This window comes from Arenibacter algicola (genome assembly GCF_018860365.1).
Lineage (GTDB): Bacteria > Bacteroidota > Bacteroidia > Flavobacteriales > Flavobacteriaceae > Arenibacter > Arenibacter algicola_B.
On the sequence record NZ_JAHKPO010000001.1, the window covers coordinates 51,371 to 73,402 of the forward strand.

Here is a 22,032-nt window from a genome sequence, read left to right on the forward strand (position 1 = left end):
CCTCCCCGAATGCAACATTAGTTACTTTGATTCTGATGGGCCACCCTCTCCCTAAGCAAGGGAATGGTATTGGGATCATCATGGTAAGCTACAGCTTCCTTTATCTTGACAAAAAGATATTCTTTATGTAGACAGTTGATAATACCGCTCCTAAATATTATGTCTCGAATGGGTCCCGTAGCGCCGGCGATATAAAACTCGATGTTCCGGTTGTGGATTTCCTCAATAACATTGATCAACATGGCCGATGCGCTAGCATCTATATAATTAATGGCTTCAGCATTTAAAATCACGGCTTTCAAAGAACGGCCTTTGACATTTATAAACTTGAAAAGTTCACTTTTAAAATAGCCGGAATTTCCAAAATAAAGTTGGGAATCGAACCTTACGATCAACAGGTCCGGACGAACCTCGGCCTCATCACCAAAACGACTAATATTTTTATAATAATCGGACCCCTTTATATTTCCCAAAACTGCAAAATGAGGTTTGGAAGTCCTGTATACCATCAGAAGCAGGGATAATAACACCCCTATCAAAATTCCCTCTACAATGCCAATGGCTAGGGTAATTAAAAAAGTTATCAATAGAACCAGAAACTCATCCTTACTTTGGTTCCATAATTTTTTGGGATAGGAAAGATCTATTAATCCAAAAACAGAAACCATAATAATGGAGGCCAGTGCTGCCTTTGGCAAATAATAGAACAATGGTGTAAGAAATAATAGTGTCAGAGCTACCATGACAACACTTATCACCGAGGCTACTGTAGTCCTGGCACCCGATTCGTAATTTATTGCCGAACGGGAAAAACTTGCGGTAACCGAATAGGACTGAAAAAATGAACCTACCATATTTGAAGCTCCCAATGCTATCAACTCTTGGTTGGGGTCTATGGTCTCTACTTTGTCTTTTTCTTCAAATGCCCTGCCAATGGAAATAGCCTCCAAATATCCGACCAATGCCAATGTTAAGGCAATAGGCCATATTTGGCTAATTTTTTCCATGCTAAAACTATGAATTTTAAAAGATGGCAGGCCTGCAGGCACTTCTCCTACGACTTGGACATCAAAGGCTTCCATATTAAAAAAGTAAACCACCAAGGTACTTAGCACAACAACCAATAATATGGCCGGAAATCTTTCAAACCATTTTTTAAATGATACAATGATCAGAATTCCTATTATCCCAATCGAAAAATCATAAATATTGGTTTCCGATAAGTGCCGAAATGCATTAATAACCAGTTCGTGAAATTTATTGCTGTTAATGATATCCGCTCCCAACAAGTGTTTTAATTGACTAAAAATAATGATTACGGCCGCGGCAGAGGTAAATCCACTAATTACAGGTCTTGACATAAAATTTACCAGAAAGCCCATACGTAAAAAACCAAATATCAACTGAAATGCCCCTACCATAAAAGACAGGAACAATGCCATTAGAATATAGTTTTGCACTCCTGATATGGCCAGGGTCCCCAATCCAGCAGCCACCAAAAGCGAATCCATGGCCACGGGCCCTACGGCAATTTGCCTGGAAGTACCCAAAAAGGCATAGGTCAAAATGGGGAACAAGGAGGCATATAAACCATAAACCGGAGGTAGTCCGGCAATCATAGCGTAGGCCATACCCTGGGGAATTAAAATTATACCCACAGTTATCCCCGCCACCAAATCTTTTCCAAAAAGGTTTTTGTTATATTTTGGAAGCCAATCCAAGAAAGGTAAAAATCTCCTCATTCACCAAATTTAGTATTAAATACCTTATTCCTCTGTAACGAAGGTTACAGAATTTTAGCCTTTACACACATTACTTCAATTGAAGTTGGTACTAATAAACATTAAATATTTTATCTTGTGCTCTCAATTCAAATAAATCCTTAAAATATGCAAAAGATCGCTTCGATCATAAGTTGTCTTATAGCAGCTTTAATTCTTTGCCAGTGCAGCACAGTAAAATCTGTTTCAGAAGAAAAAAATGACGGTTGGATTTCCATGTTCAATGGTAAGGACATAAACGATTGGACCACCAAAATTCACCATTATGAAGTTGGGGACAATTATGGCGACACCTTTAGGGTAGAAGATAGTATCATAAAAGTACGCTATGACAAATATGAGGGCGATTTTAATGAACGGTATGGCCACCTATATTACAACACCCCCTACTCCTATTATCATTTAGTGGTAGAGTATCGTTTTGTGGGGGAATTGCACCCAGGAGCCCCAAGTTACACCATAAAAAATAGTGGGGTAATGTTCCATTCCCAAGATCCTAGGACCATGCCCAAGGAGCAGGATTGGCCCATTTCTGTGGAAATGCAGTTTTTGGCCGGATTGGAAGAAGGAAAATCACGGGCCACCGGAAACATGTGCTCCCCGGGAACCGATGTGGTATACGAAGGTAAAATTGACCTGAGACACTGTATCAATTCCACTTCCAAGACCTATTTCGGAGATCAATGGGTACGCGCCGAGGCCATTGTTTTGGGAGATTCCATTGTGACCCATATTGTAAATGGGGAGGAGGTACTGCAATACACAAAACCACAAATAGGAGGCGGTGTTGCCAACAGATATGATCCGGCCATGAAGATCGACGGTAAATTATTAAAGGAAGGTTTTATAGCCTTACAGGCGGAGGGACAGCCCATAGACTTTAGAAAAGTAGAATTAAAAAACCTCAAGGGCTGTATGGATCCCAAAGCGTCCAATTATCGTAAATATTACATAAAATCCGATCCGGAGGATTGTAAATACAACTAATTACCGCGTAGCAACCAACTATTGAATATTTCCGCCCACAGGCAATCCACTAGGGACCATTTCGGGGATTTCCTTGTCAAAATTTTCATCGTTAAGGGTATTTAAAAAAGAAATAATCAAGGACATATCCTTAACACTGAGTTGAAGCTCCTTTACAAACGGATCGAACATTTCCTTGGATACCGACGGATTCCGTGTTTTCCCAAAAGAAATATCCTCATAGAATTCCAGCACCTGTTTTAAATTTTGAAAGGCACCATTGTGCATATAGGGCGCAGTAAAACGCAGATTCCTAAGGGAAGCGGTCCTAAACGCGAAACTTTCCTGGAATCCACTATCAGGTTCTGGAACCTTCTTGTTTTCGGGTACTCCCAGTACGTGCAACTTATAATCGGAAAACATGGGCCCGTTATGGCAATTGATACAACCTACCGATTTAAACAGTTCCAAGCCTTCTTTTTCTGAGTGGGATATGGCGTTTACATCTCCTGCCATATATTGATCAAAACGGGAATTATTAGCAACTAGGGTTCTTTCAAAAGAGGCAATGGCCATTCCAATATGAATACTGTCTATTGGTGCATCTTCTCCGAAAGCCTCCGCAAAAAGATTTTTGTATTCAGGAATGGATTCTAGTCTTGCTGCCACTTCAGTCAAAATTTGAGACTGTAAAAAATGGACACCCTTCATTTCCTCCAAGGTCTTAATGGGCTCCAATGCCTGTTTTTCCAAACTTTTTACACGGTCGTCCCAAAACATGGGAGCATTTTCAGGATCATAATCATCCTTCCCGCGTATTCCATTATATGCCGTGTTCAAAATTGTGGGGGAATTGCGCTTCATTTGGGGAATTTCGTTGGGTTCCTTAAATGCCCTTTTACTTCCCAACCCCTGACCATTTGCACCAATGGATAAATCCAGGAACTCGGCATATCCGGTAGCTGGATGATGACAACTGGCACAGGCAATATCCTTACCGCCCGAAAGAATGGGGTCATAGAATAGAAGTTTCCCCAAAAGTTCCTTCTCTTTGGAATTTGGATTTCCTATCGGCGTTTTTATAATCTTAGGCAGGGCGGCAACCTTGGCAATCTCCTTGGGCCGGGGTATATCTATCTCCCCTTTCTTGGTAGGATTGCCACAGCCCGCTATTATTACGGACAGTGCTATGATATACTTACTAAAACCGATCTTCATAAATCCTTACTTTTACCAAGACAAGTTTAACACTTAAACTTCTCAATAACAAGTACTAAACACAAAAAAAACTATAGATCCAACACCTTTATTTGATTTCGATAAAGCTCTATCTTACCTTCATTTTCCATTTTTTTCAATAGCCGGGATACTACCACCCTTGAAGTGTGAAGGTCGTAGGCTATTTCTTGATGGGTAGCGTACAATACATCATCATGGGTTACTTTGGCCTTATCCTGCAAGTGTTTCAATAACCGCTCATCCATTCTTAGAAAAGCTAGCGTATCTATGGTCTCCATAAGTTCCATCATACGGGCATTATAACTGTCCAATATAAACCTCTGCCATGATTTGTATTTCCCCATCCATGTCTCCAGGTAACTCACCGGGATCATCAATAATTCGGTATCCGTTTCGGCCACAGCCCTAATGCCACTTGTTTTATTGCCCATACAACAGGAAAAAGTCATAGCGCAAGTATCCCCCTTTTCAACGAAATACAACAACAGTTCATTGCCATCATCATCTTCCCTTAATACCTTAATAGCTCCACTTAGCAATAAAGGCATGGACTTAATATTATCACCGATTTCCATTAAAGTCTGGCCTTGACTAACTTTTTTATAGCTACCTACCGTCCTGATTTCCACTAATAACTCTGGTTCAAAAAGATAACCATAATGTAATTGTAATGCTTCTGTCATTCTTATTGTATCAAATGTTAGGTTGAATAATTACGGAAAAAATCTTTTCAGACGTATTTACAGACTGAAATCCATTAAGTAAATCCTCCTGGTTTACCGCATAGGGATAAAAGGAAATTGGTTCTATACACAGCATATTGGGTACCTCTGTCCACAACATAAAATTCCCAAAACCTTCCGTTTTAATACTAAGCTTCCCATTATCCATTAAGGTAAGCGAATTACAGTCCATAACCGCTAAGGCCCTACTGCCCGCATCGAGTACCTCTTGTAGGGCAATTGTACCATGAGAGGTTCTTATGGAAACATTTTCCGAATATAGTTTAAATGCAGGATGATATCCCAACATAAAGGGCATTCCTTCTTCACCGGTTATATTGAATTGAATTTTTATTCCGTTTTCTAAAACCTGAAAGGACTTTGTAAATTCGAAATTATAGGGCCATGACAAATATTCCTCGGTAGATTTGGAGGGATATTTAGAGTTCTTAATTGGGGTACCGGAAACATACTGTTTCCTAAAGACAGCTTTGGTATCTGTTTGGGAAACAATCTGGTAGGCCATTTCCCTCAATAAACCGTGTTGATCCTGCACAGCCACACCCTTGGGGGTCGTGACCCTAAAATTTGCCTTATTGGTCGGTCCTATTATGGGAAACATTTCTGTATCCGAGTTTCGCCATCCTGGGCTACCTTTTTGGTGAATAAACTCGTGGCCGGCAAGGGTGTAGCCTACCAATTCCCCTTTATCTATTTTCACTATTTGATCATGTAGTTTTAGTTTCACCATCTACTTTTACTTTTTAGGAGGGAAGTTATCACTTTGTTATTGATTCAAGACTTAAAAAAAAATTACAAAATTCTATTCGAACTGTATGGCCTTTACCGGAGAAATTTTAGTTATTATATAGGATGGCAGTAGCAACATCAACAAACATAAAATTAAAACACCAATATTGAGCAACACTACCGTCATCACATCAAGGTGTACAGGAATATAATCTATATAATACTCCTTGGGGTTGGGAAATTTGAACATACGGAATTTATACTGTAATCCTATAATACCCAAACCTATGATATTGCCCAACAAAAGTCCTACACCTATTAAATAGGTGGCATTATATAAAAATATCTTCCGTATACTCCAATTGGACGACCCCAGGGCCTTTAAGATACCAATCATTTGGGTCCGCTCCAATATTAAAACGAGCAGGGCGGTTATCATATTGATACCTCCAACGATAACCATTATACCAATGATCAAGGCTATATTAAAATCGAAAAGACCAAGCCATTCGAAAATCCTGTAATACTTGTCCTTTATGGTCTGCGTATCGAGATTGGACAAGGTCTTCCCATAAATTTCCTTGGCCTTATTGTCCATTTCATCAAAATCATCAACAAAAATCTCAAAATTCCCCACTTCATTATCGGCCCATTTATTCATATGTTGAATATGGCGCAGATCTATAAAAATATAGGAGCCATCCAGCTCTTCAAAACCACTGTCGTAAATACCTGTTACGGTAAATTTCCTTTGATTGGGCATTTTGGATGCATCGTCCTCCTTAAAGAAAATGGCAACGAAGGAATCCCCGGTTTTCAAATTTAAACGTTTGGATAAAACCTGGGATATCAATGTTTCACTATTAATTTCCCCCTCAAAATTGGGCAGGGCGCCATCCACCAAAAACTCTTTAAAAACATCCCAATTATAATCTGCCCCAACACCTTTGGCCAAAATACCTTCAAAAGTCTCTTCGGTTCTAATTATTCCGGCCTTGGTAGCTACTCCCTGAATATGTTGTATACCGCTGACAGATTTAAATTCCGGATAAAACTCCTGATCAAGGGAAACAGGCACCATGGACACATCAGAGGTGTTGTTGTCGTAGTTATATATCTGGATGTGGCCGTTAAAGGCTGCTATCTTTTCCCGTATTTTATGTTTTAGACCAACCCCCGTAGAAATAGCCACCAACATCATTATCACCCCCAATGCAATTGCTGCAATAGCTATTTTTATTATTGGTGCAGATATACTAATTTTATGCTCTTTACCTGTAACAAGGCGTTTGGCAATAAAAAATTCTAAATTCAATTTATGGCAGTTTTTTCCATTTTCAAAAATACAGTTTTATTATTGTTTTTTACACTTTCTTCTTGCGGAAACCACACCAAAACGCACAATAAGGAGCTTAATTCCGTAGTTGAACAGGATACCCTTGCTACTGACCTGCCTATAATCATTGCAGCCAACAGAACTGGAACTTATTTACCATTGTTAAAAGGAAAAAGAGTTGGAATTGTGGCCAATCAGACCAGTGTTATCTTCAAGGGCACCCAACCTCTAACCTACACCCATATTGTGGATTCCCTATTGGCGCATAGTATAGATATCCAACAAGTATTTGCTCCCGAACACGGGTTTCGGGGAGAAGCCGATGCCGGGGAAAAGGTAAGCGACGGAAAGGACGAAAAAACCGGACTTCCCATAATTTCGCTATATGGAAAAAACCGAAAGCCTTCCAAAGAACAATTGCAGCAGATTGATGTTATACTGTTCGACATACAGGATGTAGGGGTACGTTTCTATACCTATATTGCTACCATGCAATTGGTTATGGAGGCTTGTGCAGAAAACAATATTCCCATAATTGTATTGGACAGGCCTAACCCAAACGGGCATTACGTGGATGGTCCTACCATGGAAACCGAACACAGAGGCTTTTTGGGAATGACCAATATTCCCTTGGTATATGGCCTGACCATTGGGGAGTATGCTAATATGATCAACAAAGAAGGATGGTTGGAAAACAAAGTTGTAGCGGACCTGACCGTAATCCCGATGGAAAATTACAATCATCATAAAGATTATATATTGCCCATTAGGCCCTCCCCCAACCTTCCCAACAACACCTCTATTTATCTCTACCCCAGTTTGGGATTATTTGAAGGGACCAATATAAATGCAGGTCGTGGAACGGAGTTTCAGTTTCAGCGTTACGGCGCCTCCTTTATGGACAGTACCAAATACAATTTCAAATATACCCCTGCTCCGAATTTTGGATCCAAAGACCCAAAACAGAATGGCAAAATATGTTATGGCAAGGACCTATCGGAGACCCCTAAAATGAATACTGTGAATTTGGATTATATATTGGATGCATACAAAAACACCAAGGACAAGAGCTTGTTTTTTAACACAAGTGGCTTTACCAAGCATGCCGGTACTAAAGACTTACAAAGACAGATTGAAGCCGGACTTTCCCAGGAGGAAATAAAGAAAACCTGGCAAGAAGATATTGATCAATTCCAGAAAATAAGGGCCAAATATCTAATTTACAATTGACCAGTGGATTTTACATCCATTTTTTCCGGGGATTTATACGGTTTAAACGGAATTTTCAATAAAGCCCCTATATCAGAATTTTCCTTTTCATTGGGGTAGGTATCCACGCCATAAACAATTTCACTATTTGGCAATTTCATAAAGGTTCCAAGAAGTCTATCCCAAATGGAGAATATATTGCCATAATTACTGTCCGTATAGGGTAATTTATAATGGTGGTGTACTTTGTGCATATCTGGAGAAACAATGACCCAACTCAACACCTCATCCACCTTTTTGGGCAGTGAAATATTGGCATGGTTAAATTGTGACAAAACAACCGAAAGGGCCTGATATATCATAATGATGGCAACCGGTGCCCCTACCACAAAAGTGCCGAAACAAGTAAACACAAAACGTACCACGCTTTCTCCCGGATGGTGCCGGTTGGCAGTCGTAGTATCTACTTCATGATCTGTATGATGAATTAAATGAAAGCCCCAAAGCACCTTTACCTTATGCTCTACCCAATGGGCCAACCAGGCACTAAGAAAGTCCAGCATCATTACACCCAACACCACCTTTAGCCATAAGGGCATAACAGGCAACCATTGTAACACCCCAAAATTATTTGCTATGGCCCAATCACTGGTTTTCAGCAATAAAAAGGCCAATGGAAAATTTACAAGGATGGTAGTCAGGGTAAAAAAAATATTGATGCCAGCATGTCTCAGCTTACTATACTTTAACTGGAATAGGGGAATAACATACTCCAATATCCAAAAAAAGGCAATCCCAGAAACCAATATGATACTTCGGTGTGCGGGAGGGATAGTTTCAAAATAATTGTAAATGGCTTCCATAGTCTAAATTTACAAAATAGTTGTAGTTATATAATTACCGGACAAAAAGTAATTTGTTAGTTACCTATTGGAAATCAGGGCCTATTTTTGAATTTAGCTACTTTAACTTAATTATTTTCTTCATTTCTTCCACTATATTATACGCCGCCGGACAAATAGCTACATTCTTTAAGGTAAGATTACTTATTTGCTGAAATTTTTTCCTGTCAGTATGCGGAAATTCACGGCAAGCCTTGGGCCTAACCTCATAAATGGAACAGTAATTATCTGCTCCTAAAAAAGTACAGGGAACACTTTGTAGCACATAATCATTATCCTCGTCCATCCTCAAAAATTGATCGATAAATTTCTGGGGCTTCATTCGAAAATGTTTGGCTATACGCTCTATATCGGCATTGGTAAACAGGGGACCTGTAGTCTTGCAACAATTGGCACATTTTAAACAATCGGTTTTCCTAAACTCCGCCTCGTGCAGGTCCTGCATTATATAGTCCAAATCCTTTGGTGGTTTTTTCCGAAGTTTACCAAAGAATTTCTTATTCTCACTATGTTTTTCCTGTGCCAGCTTGGGAAGTTGCTTTATTACCTCATCCATTATGGAATAAACTTTTAAAAGTTGGTTAAAAGTCCCACATTTGCATGTAAATAACAAATTTAAATGGCTAAGGACATTCTGGGCAAGGCACTTTTGGATTACCAATCCGGTAATTATTCTGAAGACATCAAGACCTATTCGTCATTGGATGAGGAGGATATAATACCCATCCCCTACCTATTTAGGGACTTTAAAAAAATGCCCTACCTGGAACAAAAAGCCTTAAAGCTCTGCAAGGGCAATATCCTGGATATTGGCTGTGGAGCAGGCAGCCACAGCCTCTATTTACAAAAAAAGGGCCTAACAGTTACAGCCCTGGACCAATCTCCTGGAGCCATTGAAACCTGTAAACTAAGGGGCATAGAACATACTGTATTACAAGGTATACAGGATTTTGAACTTCAAAAATACGATACCCTTTTGATGCTCATGAATGGAATTGGGATAGTTGGGAAATTAAAGAACATAGACCAGTTCTTTACACACTTAAAATCGCTCTTAAAACCTAAGGGCCAGATACTCCTGGATTCGAGCGATATTATTTATATGTACGATGAAGATGAGGATGGGGGTTATTGGATTCCAGATGACCAAAATTACTACGGGGAAGTCACCTTTGAAATGGAATATCAAGGCGAGAAAAGCGAGCCCTTGGATTGGCTATATTTGGATTATAACACTTTGCAACGTGCGGCAAATGCAAATAACTTAACTTGTGAGCTTGTAAGCAAAGGAAAACATTACGACTATTTAGCCAAACTTACCGTAATAGGGTAATACCACGTAATATTTGTCGTTATCTAAAAAGAGACTGTCCTTTAATAAAAACTGACAATAATGAAGAAATTATCATTAGTGCTTTTGTTGGCCCTTACCTTGTTCCTAGGTTGTTCCAAGGACTCCAACGAAAGCGATACCGTAAAGGTCGATAAAACGGCCAACCTAAAAGGACCTGGCGATAGTGCCAATGATCTGCTCTCTGACGCCAATTTTAAAAACTTGGTAATCGAAATTGGTTATGTAACAAATTTTGCGCCTACAGAAACGGCCGTTTCCAATTTTATAGACTTACTGAACGAGCGTTCCTACAAAGATAACATAAGCATTATTTACAAGGAATTGGAATCCCCAAAAAAGGATAGCCTATCCATTGACGAAATATTTGATTTGGAAAAAGAAAATAGAACTGTGTACAACAATGGTGACACCTTAGGACTTTATATTTATTTTACCGATGCAACTGCCAGCGATGACAATCCCGATGAGGACCTGGTAACCCTTGGCGCCGTTTACCGCAATACTTCTATGGTTATTTACGAAGCTACCATTAGAAATTTGGCCTCAAGGAGTTCATTGATCAGCACTTCTACCGTGGAAACAGCCACTTTAAACCACGAGGCAGGACATTTGTTTGGATTGGTAAACTTAGGTACAGAGTCTGTAAACGAACATGAAGACCCTGATGCCAAAAGTCATTGTAGCGAACAGAATTGCCTTATGCGCGCAGAACTCCAATTTGGATGGGGGATGGCCAAAATGTTAACGGCCAAAAACGGGGCAATCCCAAGTTTTGGTACCGAGTGCCTGATAGATCTACAAGCCAATGGAGGCAAATAATTTTAAAACGAAAACCTATTATAAACAAATGAAAAAAATAATTACCACCACAAACGCACCTGCCCCAATAGGACCATACAACCAAGCAGTACTAGCAGGAAACACCCTGTATATCTCAGGGCAAATTCCTATAGACCCAAAAACTGGGGATTTGGTATCAGGAGATATTAAAAAGGAAACCGAGCAATCCATGCAAAATTTAAAAGCCATTCTTACCGAGGCAGGAATGACTTTTGAAAATGTTGTTAAATCATCGATTTTTGTAAAGGATATGCACCAGTTTTCACAAATAAATGAAGTATATGGCGCCTATTTTGATGCGGATACCGCTCCAGCAAGGGAAACTGTTGAAGTTGCCAATCTTCCCAAATTTGTAAACGTTGAAATATCTATGATAGCTATTAAATAGAGCTTTTGTGAAATTCAACCAGACCTTCAATGGGTCTTTGCCTTATAACACCTAGGATCAGATCGTTTCTTTCTACTACTGTAGCCAGTTCTTCACGTAAGTAATATGCGATACTGCCAACAAAACTAACGGGTACCTTTGTGGCCAATTCAAACTGCATAATGTAGTTGTTCACAAACTGCTGAAAGCCTTTATCTATTACCCCTCTGCAATAGGGGTGGTTTTTATTTTCTACAATAAATCTGGCAAAAGTGGCCAAATAGGTGTTTGGATTGGGTTGTTTGTAAAGATTTTCCTTGATTACATCGGCATCCAAATTGTATTCCTTTGCAAACTTGGTAGCCAAATCCATTGGAATTTTATTAAAGTAATAGTCCCTTATCAATTTCCTTCCAAAAAAGTTACCACTACCATCATCCATAGGGATATACCCCAAAGAGGTAACCTTTTGATGCAATTTCTCACCGTCATAATAGCTGCAATTGGAACCCGTACCTAAAATACAAACTATTCCATGCTGCCCTATTTTTGTTGTGGCAAATATGGCCGCATAGGTATCTTCCTTTACCTCTGCCTTGGCATTGGGAAAAAAATCATTAAAAATCTCTGTTAAAAACTTCTTCATTCTATCGGTACCACAACCGGCACCGTAAAAATACAAGTGGGTAACTTCCTCCCTATTCTTGGAAAGTTCAAAATTATTGGCCAAACGGTCTTCGATCACAGGACGTGTCAATACTTCAGGACTCAATCCTAAAGTTTGGGTCATGAACAATTGGTTGCCTTTATTATCCAAAGCAATCCAATCCGATTTTGTTGCACCACTATCTACAATCAATATCATATAACAAGATTATTAATAAAGAATCCTGAAAATAAACAAAATATTGCTTAATCTCAGGATTCTTTTAATTATTACCCAATAAGACTATAATTTATGGATGTATTGCGCTAAGTCAACCAATTTATTGGAATATCCGGACTCGTTATCATACCAAGAAACAACCTTGAAGAATTTTGAATTCAATTCAATTCCAGCTCCAGCATCAAAAATACTAGTTCTGGCATCCCCGATAAAATCTTGGGAAACAACTGCTTCCTCTGTATATCCTAAAATTCCTTTCAATTCCCCTTCAGAAGCCTTTTTAAATGCCTTCTTGATCTCCTCATAAGAAGTCTCCTTCTGCAAACGCACGGTTAAATCTACTACGGAAACATCGGCAGTTGGCACTCTAAATGCCATACCTGTTAATTTTCCTAGTAATGATGGAATAACCTTGGTTACCGCCTTGGCAGCACCTGTTGAAGCTGGAATAATGTTCAATAGGGCGCTTCTACCACCTCTCCAATCTTTTTTGGAAGGACCATCAACAGTCATTTGAGTAGCTGTTGTTGCATGTACAGTAGTCATTAAAGCTTCTTCTATACCAAAACTATCGTTCAATACTTTTGCCATTGGAGCCAAACAGTTGGTTGTACAAGAAGCATTTGAAACAATCTTGTCGGATGCTTTAACTTCCTTATGGTTAACACCCATTACAAACATAGGTGCATTGCTGGAAGGAGCTGAAATAACCACTTTCTTGGCACCGCCATCTATGTGATATTGTGCAGTTTCCAAAGTAGTGAAAATACCGGTACATTCAGCAACGATATCAGCACCAACCTCATCCCACTTCAAATTCTTTGGATCTCTTTCAGCAGTAATCCTAACCGTTTTACCGTTTACTACCAAATTACCATCCTTAACTTCAACGGTACCATTGAATTTTCCATGAACCGAATCATATTCCAACAAATAAGCAAGATGCTCTACATCCAGCAAATCGTTAATAGCAACTACATCTACATTATCCCTTTCTACGGTAGCCCTGAAGACCAATCTCCCAATTCTACCGAAACCGTTAATCCCTATTTTCAAGTTTGACATTTCCTTTTGTTTTTAATGTTTAAATTACGTTGTCATGATATCGGAAACCCTCATAAGTTCCTTATCAATTTTTGTATGTCCTTTTATTGCCTTACTGATCGGTGTCAGGGTAATTGTATTATCCTGTATACCCACCATTAAGTTTGTTTTTCCTTCCAATAATGCTTCAACCGCCTTAACACCCATTCTACTTGCCAAAACACGATCAAAACAAGATGGTGCCCCACCTCTTTGCATATGTCCCAAAACGGATACACGTACATCATAAATGGGAAGATGCTCTTCTACGTACTCTTTTAGTTCGAAAACATTTTTACCTGTTTTATCGCCTTCCGCTACCACCACAATACTTGATGATTTTCCGGATTGCTTACTGCGCTTCAAAGATTCCAATAATCTTTCCAGACCCAGGTTTTCCTCTGGAATCAAAATCTCTTCCGCTCCCGCGCCAACACCTGCATTTAAAGCGATATGACCAACATCCCGGCCCATAACCTCTACAAAGAACAGTCTATTGTGCGAACTGGCCGTATCCCTAATTTTATCGATACATTCAACAGCCGTATTTAACGCTGTGTCAAATCCCAAGGTATAGGTAGTGCCAAAAATATCGTTGTCTATAGTACCAGGGATTCCGATTACCGGAAAATCAAATTCCTTATTAAAGGTCAAAGCACCCGTAAAGCTACCATCTCCACCAATAACAACAAATGCATCTATACCTGCTTTTCTTAATTGATCGTAAGCCACTTGACGTCCTTCCTTGGTCCTAAAAGGCAAACAACGGGCAGATTTAAGGATTGTACCTCCCTTGTTTATAATGTTGTTTACACTACGTGCATCCATTACCTTAAAATCACCTTCCATCATGCCTTCATATCCTCTATAGATACCAACACATTCAACCTTTAAATAGGCGCATGTACGCACTACTGCCCTAATAGCAGCATTCATTCCCGGTGAGTCTCCTCCTGATGTAAAAACACCAATCTTTTTTATTGCTGAAGCCATAAAAATTTTAAAAAAACAAAACTAGCAAACTTATTTCAATAATTACCCGACTTTGGCTTTAATTTGATAACAACGGACCACTCCAACGTTTTCGTTGAATAATTTCTTGGAAATTGTTAAATTCATAATCAATTCTTCAGGAAAAGTGATTATTTGGAAATTATCCAAAACAACTAAAAAGGCACTTAAAAAGATCCTAATTCTTCCTTAAAATTTTACGCAATAGCGCTTTAAAACTGTCGAAGTCTACTTGATAGGAAAGTCCAACACCTTGGGTATATCCCTGACGATCTGCCAGAAATTGTTGGATTTCATTTTCCCGATTGAATATTTTGGCACTAAGGGTTCCTTCTTCGTTCAGTAAGATCTGCACTTCCACGTCTCCGGCAACTACGGTTTCCGACACTCCCCCTACCGGTACCCCTACCCTTCCATTAAGCAAAACCCTATCGCTGATCTGGGTAGACAAGGTTACCCCTAATCTATTCTCTGTCTGTATATCTGTGGTTCTATCCAAAATACCTTGTTCATAAGACAATCCAAAATTTAATTTGTCGTTGTCGCCCGCCAATAAGGAATTGAGTATTCCCGAAGCAGATTGAAGAAGATTCCCTGTAACCGCTTGTTGATTTATACCTGTTTGTTCATTTACAAAAGAGCCTTGTGCCAGTAGAAAAAGGGCATTTTTTTCGGCAATGGTAGGATCTTGCAGTCTGTATTCCAATTCGGATTTAACAATGGAATTGGTACCTGGAAATTCTATCCTCCAATCTATAACCGGACTTTCCAACTCTCCGGTTAGCCTTACCACTACATCGGTGGGTATACGTCTGGTATATCCCGGATTATCCAAGAGTGGCGCGGGGTTTGCATTTAAGGAATAAACGGCTTCCATATTTAATTGTGCCGCCAAGGGCTCCCTCTCCCAGGTAATATTACCTCCAGGTTTAACTTTAAAGGTCTTATCTACAATACCGCCAAACTTATAGCGAAACTGTCCTGTAACTACCACGAAATCCCCGTACATATTAAATTTACCGTTGGTATTGATCTCTATGAACAAAATTCCCGCACCTGTACCCCTTAAGGAACTGCCTGTTTTGGTATCTACAACAATTTCTACCTCGGCATCCGGGGTAACATCCAGATTAAAGGCCAACTCAAGACCCTCTACCTCCTTTAAAACCCGTTGTCCCTTTTCCGTATCCTCGACTTTCTTACCTACAAAATTGATAAATGAAAAATCCCCAACGCTGACTACATCACTAATTGGAATTTTTAAGGAAGTGCCCCTTGCCGTTTCCCCATCCACATTGATTGTAAGAGCATTGGTAGGTCCAAATATTCTACCTGTACCATTTAAATACCCAGCTCCATAGTACAATACTTCTTCCTTAAATGGTGTGTTAAGAATTAGAAAACGATCATTATTGGTGTCTACATCCAAATCCAAACTCCAATCCCTAAATAACCTATGTGTTATGGTACCATCCAAGGTTGCCTTGGTATTCATGGCCACATCGGTAAGTTTGATCTGCTGAAAATTAAAGGTCTGGTCCGATAACTTTACCCTGGAGTATGGCGCAAAACTATAATCCACATTTAAATAGGGAATGGCAATACCGGCATCATTTAAAGACAGTACGCCGCTCCAATTAGGATTATTTATTGGCCCTTTTAAAATGGCACTACCCTGTAACAATCCCCTTATATTGGTAATAATACCTTCTCCCAACGGACTAAAAGGCTCTAAATTAAACTTATTGAAATCTACTATGAGATTTGCCTGCGGAATCTCCTCCCTATTGGAGATATTCCCGACCACACTGAGCTTCTCGAACCCTTTATCCACCAAGGAAGTGTTCACCACAAAATCGGTTAAATCCCTATTGCCCACTATACCAATGGCCAAATCTCCCAATGTAATATTGTTGATTCCAAAATTTTTGATATTCAAATTGGAGGAAGGCAGGTAAACATTATCCTTCTGCAAAACGTTCAAGGTACCGTTCACCTCCCCATGCAACTTAAGACTGTCTATAGCAGGTGTAATCTTCCCTAAGGTAACAATCTTAAACTGCAGCTCGATATCCTTATAGGTTGAATCTGCCAGTTGCCCCCGTAACCTAATTTGTTCCTGTTCATTATTGTTCATTACCACTTCCTCAATGGAAATGCTATCGAGCGTTTTGTTGATTATTACCTTGTTCTTACTGTTTCCATCCTTGTTGAGTATCCATTTGTTGCCTTTAAAACTAATATCGGAAGTTTTAAGACCAATAACGGATTTGTTCTCCTTGTTAAAGGTATGGTAGAAATTGAGGTTGTAACTATCATTATATTCGCTACCCCCTTTAAATTCTGTTCTAAAGAACAGGGTATCCTTTAAGGTAGTATTGATCAGATTAAAATCTTTTACATCATAGTAGGGCGTTGCCAGATCCCCAATAGAGACGTAGGTATTGAATAAGGGGTTCTTGTTGTCTATCTTAACGTCTATACTATCCAATTCATTACCATAAGCAACTATACTGGGCGATTTAAAGGTTAGTTTAAAATCTCCTTCATCGGCAATGATGTTTCCCCTAATAAAGGTATTGGGATCAAACTTCACCTCTGGAAAAAACACGTCCACAATCTTGTTGTAGATTTTGAAATTAAATGCCAATCTCTGATTTGCCGATATATTGAAAGGTCTATAATTGGTGTATATACTTCCCAAGGAATTTTGCAGCAACCTACCGAGTTCCTTGACTTTAAAATTACCCTTCAAATAACCGGTAATAATATCCGGAGAATTAATATCGATAATTCGGGTACTGTCATTTTCAAAGGTAGAAGAGACCTTAAAATCCTCAAAGTAATAGGTTTCGTTCTTGTTCTGGTAATTGGTTTTGGTAAATTTTATATCCCCTACAATATTGTCCAAGGAATTACCAGTAATGTCCATATTTATATCCCCCTTAAAAATGGATACGCTATCATTTATAAAATTTATTTTTTTAAGGTCGGCATAATCTACCGAGGCGATAAAATTGAAATTATTCCTGTTTTCTGCAAAATCGGCCAAGCCCTTAAAACTAAATTGAATATTTTCATCCCTACATAATAGGGAACCATCAAAAAGCTGCTCTTTGATTATACCAGATACGTTGATATCCTTATAGTCGTAGCCATTAAAATTTATGGAATACACTTGCCCTATTACCTCGGTGTTTAAATATTCCATAACCATCCCTTTGCCTTCCACATTAAAATCCAGGTTTGTTATGCCTACATCTTTTCTATCAATTAGATTTCCAAGGTCAAAATCGATGAGGGAGACAAAACCCTTATAGGAAGAATCGTCTATATGATCAATATCGGTAAGTTCCAGATCCACGTAGCTACTTCCAATGAGGGTATTAATATTGGCTTTTGTATTTATTGAAGATTCCGTGATAAGGGCATCACCCCTTACCGTGAACTGGCCCAATTTCTGAATCGAGGAAGGCAGGACATCCAAAATATTAGGTAGCAATGCCCTGAGTTCATAGTAACTGGAAGTGACATTCTTCATATTCGCCTCTAGCACAAAACCGGCATCCTTCGTAAAAAGATTCTTGAAATTAAAATCCCCACGAATTCCTGTATTATCTGTTGTCAAAAACAGGTCGTTTGTATTCAAATCGTTCAGCACCCCATCAACAATGGTGGAGAATGAAACAATTATATCACTTCCAAATTCATTATATAGTAAGTTCACTTCATTTAAGGCCACTGTAGACTCTACGAATTCGGCATCAATTTTCACCTTGTTCAAAAAGTCCTTAAAATCTTCCCGTTCATAATTAAATATCACCTTGCCCAATAAATGGGATTGGGGGGTCTTGATACTCAGGGAATCAAAACGCATCTGCTGTTTTGTATATTTGAATTCGGTGGCCATTTCATTTACCACCACTCCCCTTTTACTATTAAAGGACATCTTCTGAATATTGGAGGTAACGTCCGGTCCAACAATTGTAAAATCTGAAGCGGAGATATTAAGATCCACAAAATTCAACATCTCCGTTGTCTCTCTATTTTCGTCTATGAGCTTAAATTTACTATCGCTTATTTCTACATCAGCGGAAGAAAAATAAAACGGAGGCGTACCTGGGGCACGGGGTTTTTTACTGTCCAGCTTATCAATAAACACCTCTAGATTGGTGTTCTTGTCATCCTGATAGGTCCTAAGCTTAAAATTGAGTCGCTCAATAGCTATATCGCCAAACTCCAATTTACCGTTCACCAAATTACGTACGTTAAGGATAGAAGTACTTAAATTGTCTATGTAGAACAGCGTATCCTGTTTGTAATCCTCAATATAAACACCCTTAAGTGAGGTATCCCAGGAGATTAGGGAAATCCTAAGCCGATCAATATTAATATTGGTGCCAAATTCCTTATTGATCTCTGTAGTTGCATACTTGGCAAAACGGGTCTGGACAAATGGCAAGGAAAGTATAACACTGCCCAAAACGCAAATAAGAACGAGCACCAAAAATACTCTGACCAGAATTTTTCTTAATTTTTTGATAGGGCTTTATGTTTTACCTTTGTACATTCAAATTTTATTCCAAACAAAGTGGATAATAAAACTATTTATATTTTAGCCATTGAATCCTCGTGCGATGACACTTCTGCCGCCGTATTGAGCGACAATAGGACACTAAGCAATATTGTGGCCACGCAAAAAATACATGAGGAGTATGGCGGGGTTGTTCCCGAACTCGCCTCAAGGGCACACCAACAAAATATTGTCCCCGTGGTGCACCAAGCATTAGCCAAAGCAAATATCGATAAAAAACAGTTATCCGCCATAGCTTTTACACGCGGACCAGGACTTATGGGATCTTTATTGGTAGGAACCTCCTTTGCCAAATCCCTATCCTTGGGATTGGACATTCCTTTAATTGAGGTAAACCATATGCAAGCCCATATTTTATCGCACTTTATTGAGGAAGAAAATTACAAAATGCCTTCCTTCCCCTTTTTGGCAATGACCATTAGTGGAGGACATACGCAAATAGTACTGGTAAAGGATTACTTTGACATGGAAATTTTAGGGGAGTCCTTGGATGACGCGGTAGGGGAAGCCTATGACAAGAGCGCAAAAATATTGGGACTTCCTTATCCAGGTGGACCCTTGGTAGACAAATATGCACAGTTGGGAAACCCCAAAGCCTTCCCTTTCCCCAAACCCAAGGTAGATGGGCTAAACTTTAGTTTTAGCGGCCTAAAGACGAGTATTCTGTACTTCATTCAGCGGGAAACAAAAAACAACCCAAATTTTATTTCTGAAAACTTGAACGATATCTGTGCTTCCATCCAATATACCATCATCAATATTTTAATGGATAAAATAAAGAAGGCCGTAAAACAGACCGGAATAACACAAATAGCTATCGGTGGTGGAGTCTCTGCAAATTCGGGCATTAGACAGGCCCTTAAAAAAGCAGAGGAAAAATGGGGATGGACCACCTATATCCCAAAATTTGAATATTGCACGGACAATGCCGCCATGATAGGCATTGTAGGATATTTGAAATACAAAGAAACGGACTTTGTAGATCAAAGTATTACCGCCAAGGCGAGATATGTAATCAAATAACAAGGTGCATGATTACAGAATACTTGCTCCTCCATTCCGAGATTGTGCAGTACTTGGGTAATTCATTTTATTTGGATTCGTATCTTGAAAATTTAAAATATTATGGCGTACGACGAACAATTTGCACAACGAATTAGGGCCAGTTTTGATTTGCAGCCCCAGTCCGTCCGATCGAATATTACCGAAAAAAAAATGTTTGGTGGAATTGCCTTTTTGTTTTGTGGAAAAATGACCGTAGGTATTATAAAGGAAAATCTTATGGTAAGGGTCATTTCTAGCAAAATGGATGGGGTTATGAGTTCCGAACACGTAAGGCCCATGGATTTTGCAAAACGCCCCATGAAAGAATTTGTCTATGTTTCCCAGGAAGGAATTGCCAACGAGGAACAGCTATTAAATTACATTGAATTAGGGCTGGAACACGCCAAACAAAAATTGAACAAACTATAAACCTCACTACTAGCCCATGCAACTTTTCTACCATCCCGAATTAGAAAACAACACGGACCAATTTATGTTTCCGGCTGATGAAAGTCGGCATATATCCAAAGTACTGAGAAAAAATTCGGGCGATATTTTACAGATCACCAATGGTAAGGGCATGTTTTTTGAAGCCGAAATACTTGTTCCCGACCATAAAAAATGTAAGGCAAAAATAATTTCCCGAACCCAGATGCCGCCAAAACCGTATGAACTCCATATGGCAGTGGCGCCAACAAAACTTAACGACCGCTTCGAGTGGTTTTTGGAAAAAGCTACAGAAATTGGAGTTCATCAAATCACACCGATTATCTGTGAGCATTCCGAAAGAAAGGTCATTAAAATGGACAGAATGGAGAAGGTGATCCAAGCTGCCATGAAACAATCCTTACAGGCCTACCTACCACAATTAAATCCACCCATTTCCTTTAAAGAATTCATGACCCAACCCAAGAGTGGGGAATTGTACATAGCACATTGCGAAGAAGATAAAAAAAAGGAACTGTCCCATTGTGCCACTGCCAAAAAAAATACTACCGTATTAATTGGCCCGGAAGGCGATTTCTCTCCGGAAGAGATAAAATTGGCCTTGGACAACGAATTTAGAGCGGTTGCTTTGGGAAACACCAGGTTGCGTACAGAAACAGCAGCCATTGTGGCCTGTACCACCATTGCCCTAGTTAACTTGTAATGCACTATTGGGGCATACCTTGGCAAGGCATACTTTTATTTAAAATTAAATTTCTTTGCCAAACCAAAGAATGTTATACATAATCCTTTTAGTTTTTTAACCCGTTAATATTCTTAAATTTGAATACCGTAATTATCCGAGTGCATATGAAGCAGCTAGTTGTAATATTATTGATTTTCAATTTTTATTTGACCAAAAATTTACATGCCCAGGAAATTGCCATTTTAAAATATGGAGGCGGAGGTGATTGGTATGCCAACCCAACAGGACTCCCTAACCTAATCAAATTCTGCAATCAACAACTTAGGACTACCATTGACCCCAAGCCACAAACAGTGGAAGTGGGCAGCCCCAATATTTTTCAATATCCCTTTTTGCATATGACGGGGCATGGAAACATTTTTTTTTCCGAGGAGGAAGCAGAAAACCTAAGAACCTATTTATTGGCAGGCGGATTTTTGCATATAGATGATAATTATGGGATGGAACCCTACCTGCGCAAGGAACTCGCCAAAGTATTTCCGGACAGGGAACTCACGGAATTAGGAGCAGACCACCCTATATTTAGACAACAATTCCAATTTCCAAAAGGATTGCCCAAGATACATGAACATGATGGCAAACGGCCACAGGCGTTTGGCATATTCGAGCAAAACCGCCTGATCCTTCTTTTTACATTTGAAAGCGATCTTGGGGACGGATGGGAAGACCCCGAGGTACATAACGACCCCCAGGAGGTACGCCTAAAGGCTTTACAGATGGGGGCCAATATAATCTCCTACGTTTTTAAAAGTTAAG

General features: G+C 39.3%; 20 protein-coding genes. 9 read left to right on the forward strand and 11 right to left on the reverse strand.

Annotated features, from left to right (window positions below; translation table 11 throughout):
* Positions 1-17: 17 nt before the first annotated feature.
* Positions 18-1,742: a SulP family inorganic anion transporter gene (locus tag KO529_RS00215; RefSeq protein ID WP_215945941.1), complete on the reverse strand. Its 1,725-nt coding sequence runs from the start codon at positions 1,740-1,742 to the stop codon at positions 18-20.
* A 147-nt stretch (positions 1,743-1,889) separates the two neighbouring features.
* On the opposite strand from KO529_RS00215, the gene KO529_RS00220 reads away from it, so the two are divergent.
* A complete protein-coding gene (locus KO529_RS00220) occupies positions 1,890-2,768 on the forward strand; it encodes a 3-keto-disaccharide hydrolase (RefSeq protein WP_215945942.1) in 879 nt (292 codons plus the stop codon).
* An 18-nt stretch (positions 2,769-2,786) separates the two neighbouring features.
* Here the strand turns inward: KO529_RS00220 and KO529_RS00225 are convergent, their stop codons facing one another.
* The 4 genes from KO529_RS00225 to KO529_RS00240 all read right to left on the reverse strand — a co-directional run bounded on the left by KO529_RS00225 (position 2,787) and on the right by KO529_RS00240 (position 6,773).
* A complete protein-coding gene (locus KO529_RS00225; protein ID WP_215945943.1) occupies positions 2,787-3,965 on the reverse strand; it encodes a cytochrome-c peroxidase in 1,179 nt (392 codons plus the stop codon).
* 71 nt (positions 3,966-4,036) lie between these two features.
* Entirely contained in the window at positions 4,037-4,669 is a 633-nt protein-coding gene (locus KO529_RS00230) for a Crp/Fnr family transcriptional regulator (protein ID WP_215945944.1), read from the reverse strand.
* 10 nt (positions 4,670-4,679) lie between these two features.
* Entirely contained in the window at positions 4,680-5,459 is a 780-nt protein-coding gene (locus tag KO529_RS00235; RefSeq protein WP_215945945.1) for an aldose 1-epimerase, read from the reverse strand.
* A 72-nt stretch (positions 5,460-5,531) separates the two neighbouring features.
* A complete protein-coding gene (locus tag KO529_RS00240) occupies positions 5,532-6,773 on the reverse strand; it encodes an ABC transporter permease (RefSeq protein WP_215945946.1) in 1,242 nt (413 codons plus the stop codon).
* Between the two features lie 3 nt (positions 6,774-6,776).
* Between KO529_RS00240 and KO529_RS00245 the strand changes: the two genes are divergently transcribed.
* Positions 6,777-8,024 carry a DUF1343 domain-containing protein gene (locus KO529_RS00245; protein ID WP_215945947.1) on the forward strand — a complete coding sequence of 416 codons (1,248 nt, stop codon included), beginning with the start codon at positions 6,777-6,779 and terminating at the stop codon, positions 8,022-8,024.
* Here KO529_RS00245 and KO529_RS00250 read toward each other — a convergent pair.
* Positions 8,015-8,866 carry a sterol desaturase family protein gene (locus tag KO529_RS00250; RefSeq protein ID WP_215945948.1) on the reverse strand — a complete coding sequence of 284 codons (852 nt, stop codon included), beginning with the start codon at positions 8,864-8,866 and terminating at the stop codon, positions 8,015-8,017. The two genes, KO529_RS00245 and KO529_RS00250, sit on opposite strands and share 10 nt — an antisense overlap.
* A 97-nt stretch (positions 8,867-8,963) precedes the next feature.
* Positions 8,964-9,461, reverse strand: coding sequence for a YkgJ family cysteine cluster protein (locus tag KO529_RS00255; protein ID WP_215945949.1), 498 nt, complete (start codon positions 9,459-9,461; stop codon positions 8,964-8,966).
* A 63-nt stretch (positions 9,462-9,524) separates the two neighbouring features.
* Between KO529_RS00255 and KO529_RS00260 the strand changes: the two genes are divergently transcribed.
* The 3 genes from KO529_RS00260 to KO529_RS00270 are packed head-to-tail and all read left to right on the forward strand — an operon-like array spanning position 9,525 to position 11,487.
* Positions 9,525-10,238, forward strand: coding sequence for a class I SAM-dependent methyltransferase (locus KO529_RS00260; protein WP_215945950.1), 714 nt, complete (start codon positions 9,525-9,527; stop codon positions 10,236-10,238).
* Between the two features lie 60 nt (positions 10,239-10,298).
* On the forward strand, positions 10,299-11,078 hold the full coding sequence (locus KO529_RS00265; RefSeq protein WP_215945951.1) for a hypothetical protein: 780 nt from the start codon (positions 10,299-10,301) through the stop codon (positions 11,076-11,078).
* 28 nt (positions 11,079-11,106) lie between these two features.
* Positions 11,107-11,487 carry a RidA family protein gene (locus KO529_RS00270; protein ID WP_072863548.1) on the forward strand — a complete coding sequence of 127 codons (381 nt, stop codon included), beginning with the start codon at positions 11,107-11,109 and terminating at the stop codon, positions 11,485-11,487.
* Here the strand turns inward: KO529_RS00270 and KO529_RS00275 are convergent.
* The 4 genes from KO529_RS00275 to KO529_RS00290 all read right to left on the reverse strand — a co-directional run bounded on the left by KO529_RS00275 (position 11,480) and on the right by KO529_RS00290 (position 18,950).
* Positions 11,480-12,331 (reverse strand): N-acetylglucosamine kinase, encoded by an 852-nt coding sequence (locus KO529_RS00275; protein ID WP_215945952.1) that lies wholly within the window; start codon positions 12,329-12,331, stop codon positions 11,480-11,482. The genes KO529_RS00270 and KO529_RS00275 overlap by 8 nt on opposite strands.
* Positions 12,332-12,415: 84 nt before the next feature.
* The gene (gene gap / locus KO529_RS00280; protein WP_215945953.1) at positions 12,416-13,417 is read right to left on the reverse strand and encodes a type I glyceraldehyde-3-phosphate dehydrogenase; all 1,002 of its coding nucleotides are present in this window, start codon (positions 13,415-13,417) and stop codon (positions 12,416-12,418) included.
* 24 nt (positions 13,418-13,441) lie between these two features.
* Positions 13,442-14,428 carry a 6-phosphofructokinase gene (gene pfkA / locus KO529_RS00285; protein WP_215945954.1) on the reverse strand — a complete coding sequence of 329 codons (987 nt, stop codon included), beginning with the start codon at positions 14,426-14,428 and terminating at the stop codon, positions 13,442-13,444.
* 196 nt (positions 14,429-14,624) lie between these two features.
* Positions 14,625-18,950, reverse strand: coding sequence for a translocation/assembly module TamB domain-containing protein (locus KO529_RS00290; RefSeq protein WP_348646980.1), 4,326 nt, complete (start codon positions 18,948-18,950; stop codon positions 14,625-14,627).
* A gap of 87 nt (positions 18,951-19,037) precedes the next feature.
* Here KO529_RS00290 and tsaD point away from each other — a divergent pair, with 87 nt between their 5' ends.
* The 4 genes from tsaD (at position 19,038) to KO529_RS00310 (ending at position 22,031) form a co-directional block, all read left to right on the forward strand.
* Complete coding sequence (tsaD, locus tag KO529_RS00295) at positions 19,038-20,063, forward strand: tRNA (adenosine(37)-N6)-threonylcarbamoyltransferase complex transferase subunit TsaD (protein WP_215945955.1); 1,026 nt, start codon at positions 19,038-19,040, stop codon at positions 20,061-20,063.
* A 102-nt stretch (positions 20,064-20,165) separates the two neighbouring features.
* Positions 20,166-20,513 carry a TfoX/Sxy family protein gene (locus tag KO529_RS00300; RefSeq protein ID WP_215945956.1) on the forward strand — a complete coding sequence of 116 codons (348 nt, stop codon included), beginning with the start codon at positions 20,166-20,168 and terminating at the stop codon, positions 20,511-20,513.
* Between the two features lie 16 nt (positions 20,514-20,529).
* Positions 20,530-21,234: a 16S rRNA (uracil(1498)-N(3))-methyltransferase gene (locus KO529_RS00305; protein WP_215945957.1), complete on the forward strand. Its 705-nt coding sequence runs from the start codon at positions 20,530-20,532 to the stop codon at positions 21,232-21,234.
* Between the two features lie 146 nt (positions 21,235-21,380).
* Positions 21,381-22,031 carry a DUF4159 domain-containing protein gene (locus tag KO529_RS00310; RefSeq protein WP_215945958.1) on the forward strand — a complete coding sequence of 217 codons (651 nt, stop codon included), beginning with the start codon at positions 21,381-21,383 and terminating at the stop codon, positions 22,029-22,031.
* Position 22,032: the final 1 nt, after the last annotated feature.

Coding starts and splice junctions, on each gene's coding strand:
- KO529_RS00270 (WP_072863548.1), top strand. CDS start 11,107: ATGAAAAAAATAATTACCACCACAAACGCACCTGCCCCAATAGGACCA.
- KO529_RS00215 (WP_215945941.1), bottom strand. CDS start 1,742: ATGAGGAGATTTTTACCTTTCTTGGATTGGCTTCCAAAATATAACAAA.
- KO529_RS00275 (WP_215945952.1), bottom strand. CDS start 12,331: ATGATATTGATTGTAGATAGTGGTGCAACAAAATCGGATTGGATTGCT.
- gap (WP_215945953.1), bottom strand. CDS start 13,417: ATGTCAAACTTGAAAATAGGGATTAACGGTTTCGGTAGAATTGGGAGA.
- KO529_RS00220 (WP_215945942.1), top strand. CDS start 1,890: ATGCAAAAGATCGCTTCGATCATAAGTTGTCTTATAGCAGCTTTAATT.
- KO529_RS00255 (WP_215945949.1), bottom strand. CDS start 9,461: ATGGATGAGGTAATAAAGCAACTTCCCAAGCTGGCACAGGAAAAACAT.
- KO529_RS00260 (WP_215945950.1), top strand. CDS start 9,525: ATGGCTAAGGACATTCTGGGCAAGGCACTTTTGGATTACCAATCCGGT.
- KO529_RS00235 (WP_215945945.1), bottom strand. CDS start 5,459: ATGGTGAAACTAAAACTACATGATCAAATAGTGAAAATAGATAAAGGG.
- KO529_RS00300 (WP_215945956.1), top strand. CDS start 20,166: ATGGCGTACGACGAACAATTTGCACAACGAATTAGGGCCAGTTTTGAT.
- KO529_RS00230 (WP_215945944.1), bottom strand. CDS start 4,669: ATGACAGAAGCATTACAATTACATTATGGTTATCTTTTTGAACCAGAG.
- KO529_RS00310 (WP_215945958.1), top strand. CDS start 21,381: ATGAAGCAGCTAGTTGTAATATTATTGATTTTCAATTTTTATTTGACC.
- KO529_RS00225 (WP_215945943.1), bottom strand. CDS start 3,965: ATGAAGATCGGTTTTAGTAAGTATATCATAGCACTGTCCGTAATAATA.
- KO529_RS00305 (WP_215945957.1), top strand. CDS start 20,530: ATGCAACTTTTCTACCATCCCGAATTAGAAAACAACACGGACCAATTT.
- KO529_RS00250 (WP_215945948.1), bottom strand. CDS start 8,866: ATGGAAGCCATTTACAATTATTTTGAAACTATCCCTCCCGCACACCGA.
- KO529_RS00265 (WP_215945951.1), top strand. CDS start 10,299: ATGAAGAAATTATCATTAGTGCTTTTGTTGGCCCTTACCTTGTTCCTA.
- pfkA (WP_215945954.1), bottom strand. CDS start 14,428: ATGGCTTCAGCAATAAAAAAGATTGGTGTTTTTACATCAGGAGGAGAC.
- KO529_RS00245 (WP_215945947.1), top strand. CDS start 6,777: ATGGCAGTTTTTTCCATTTTCAAAAATACAGTTTTATTATTGTTTTTT.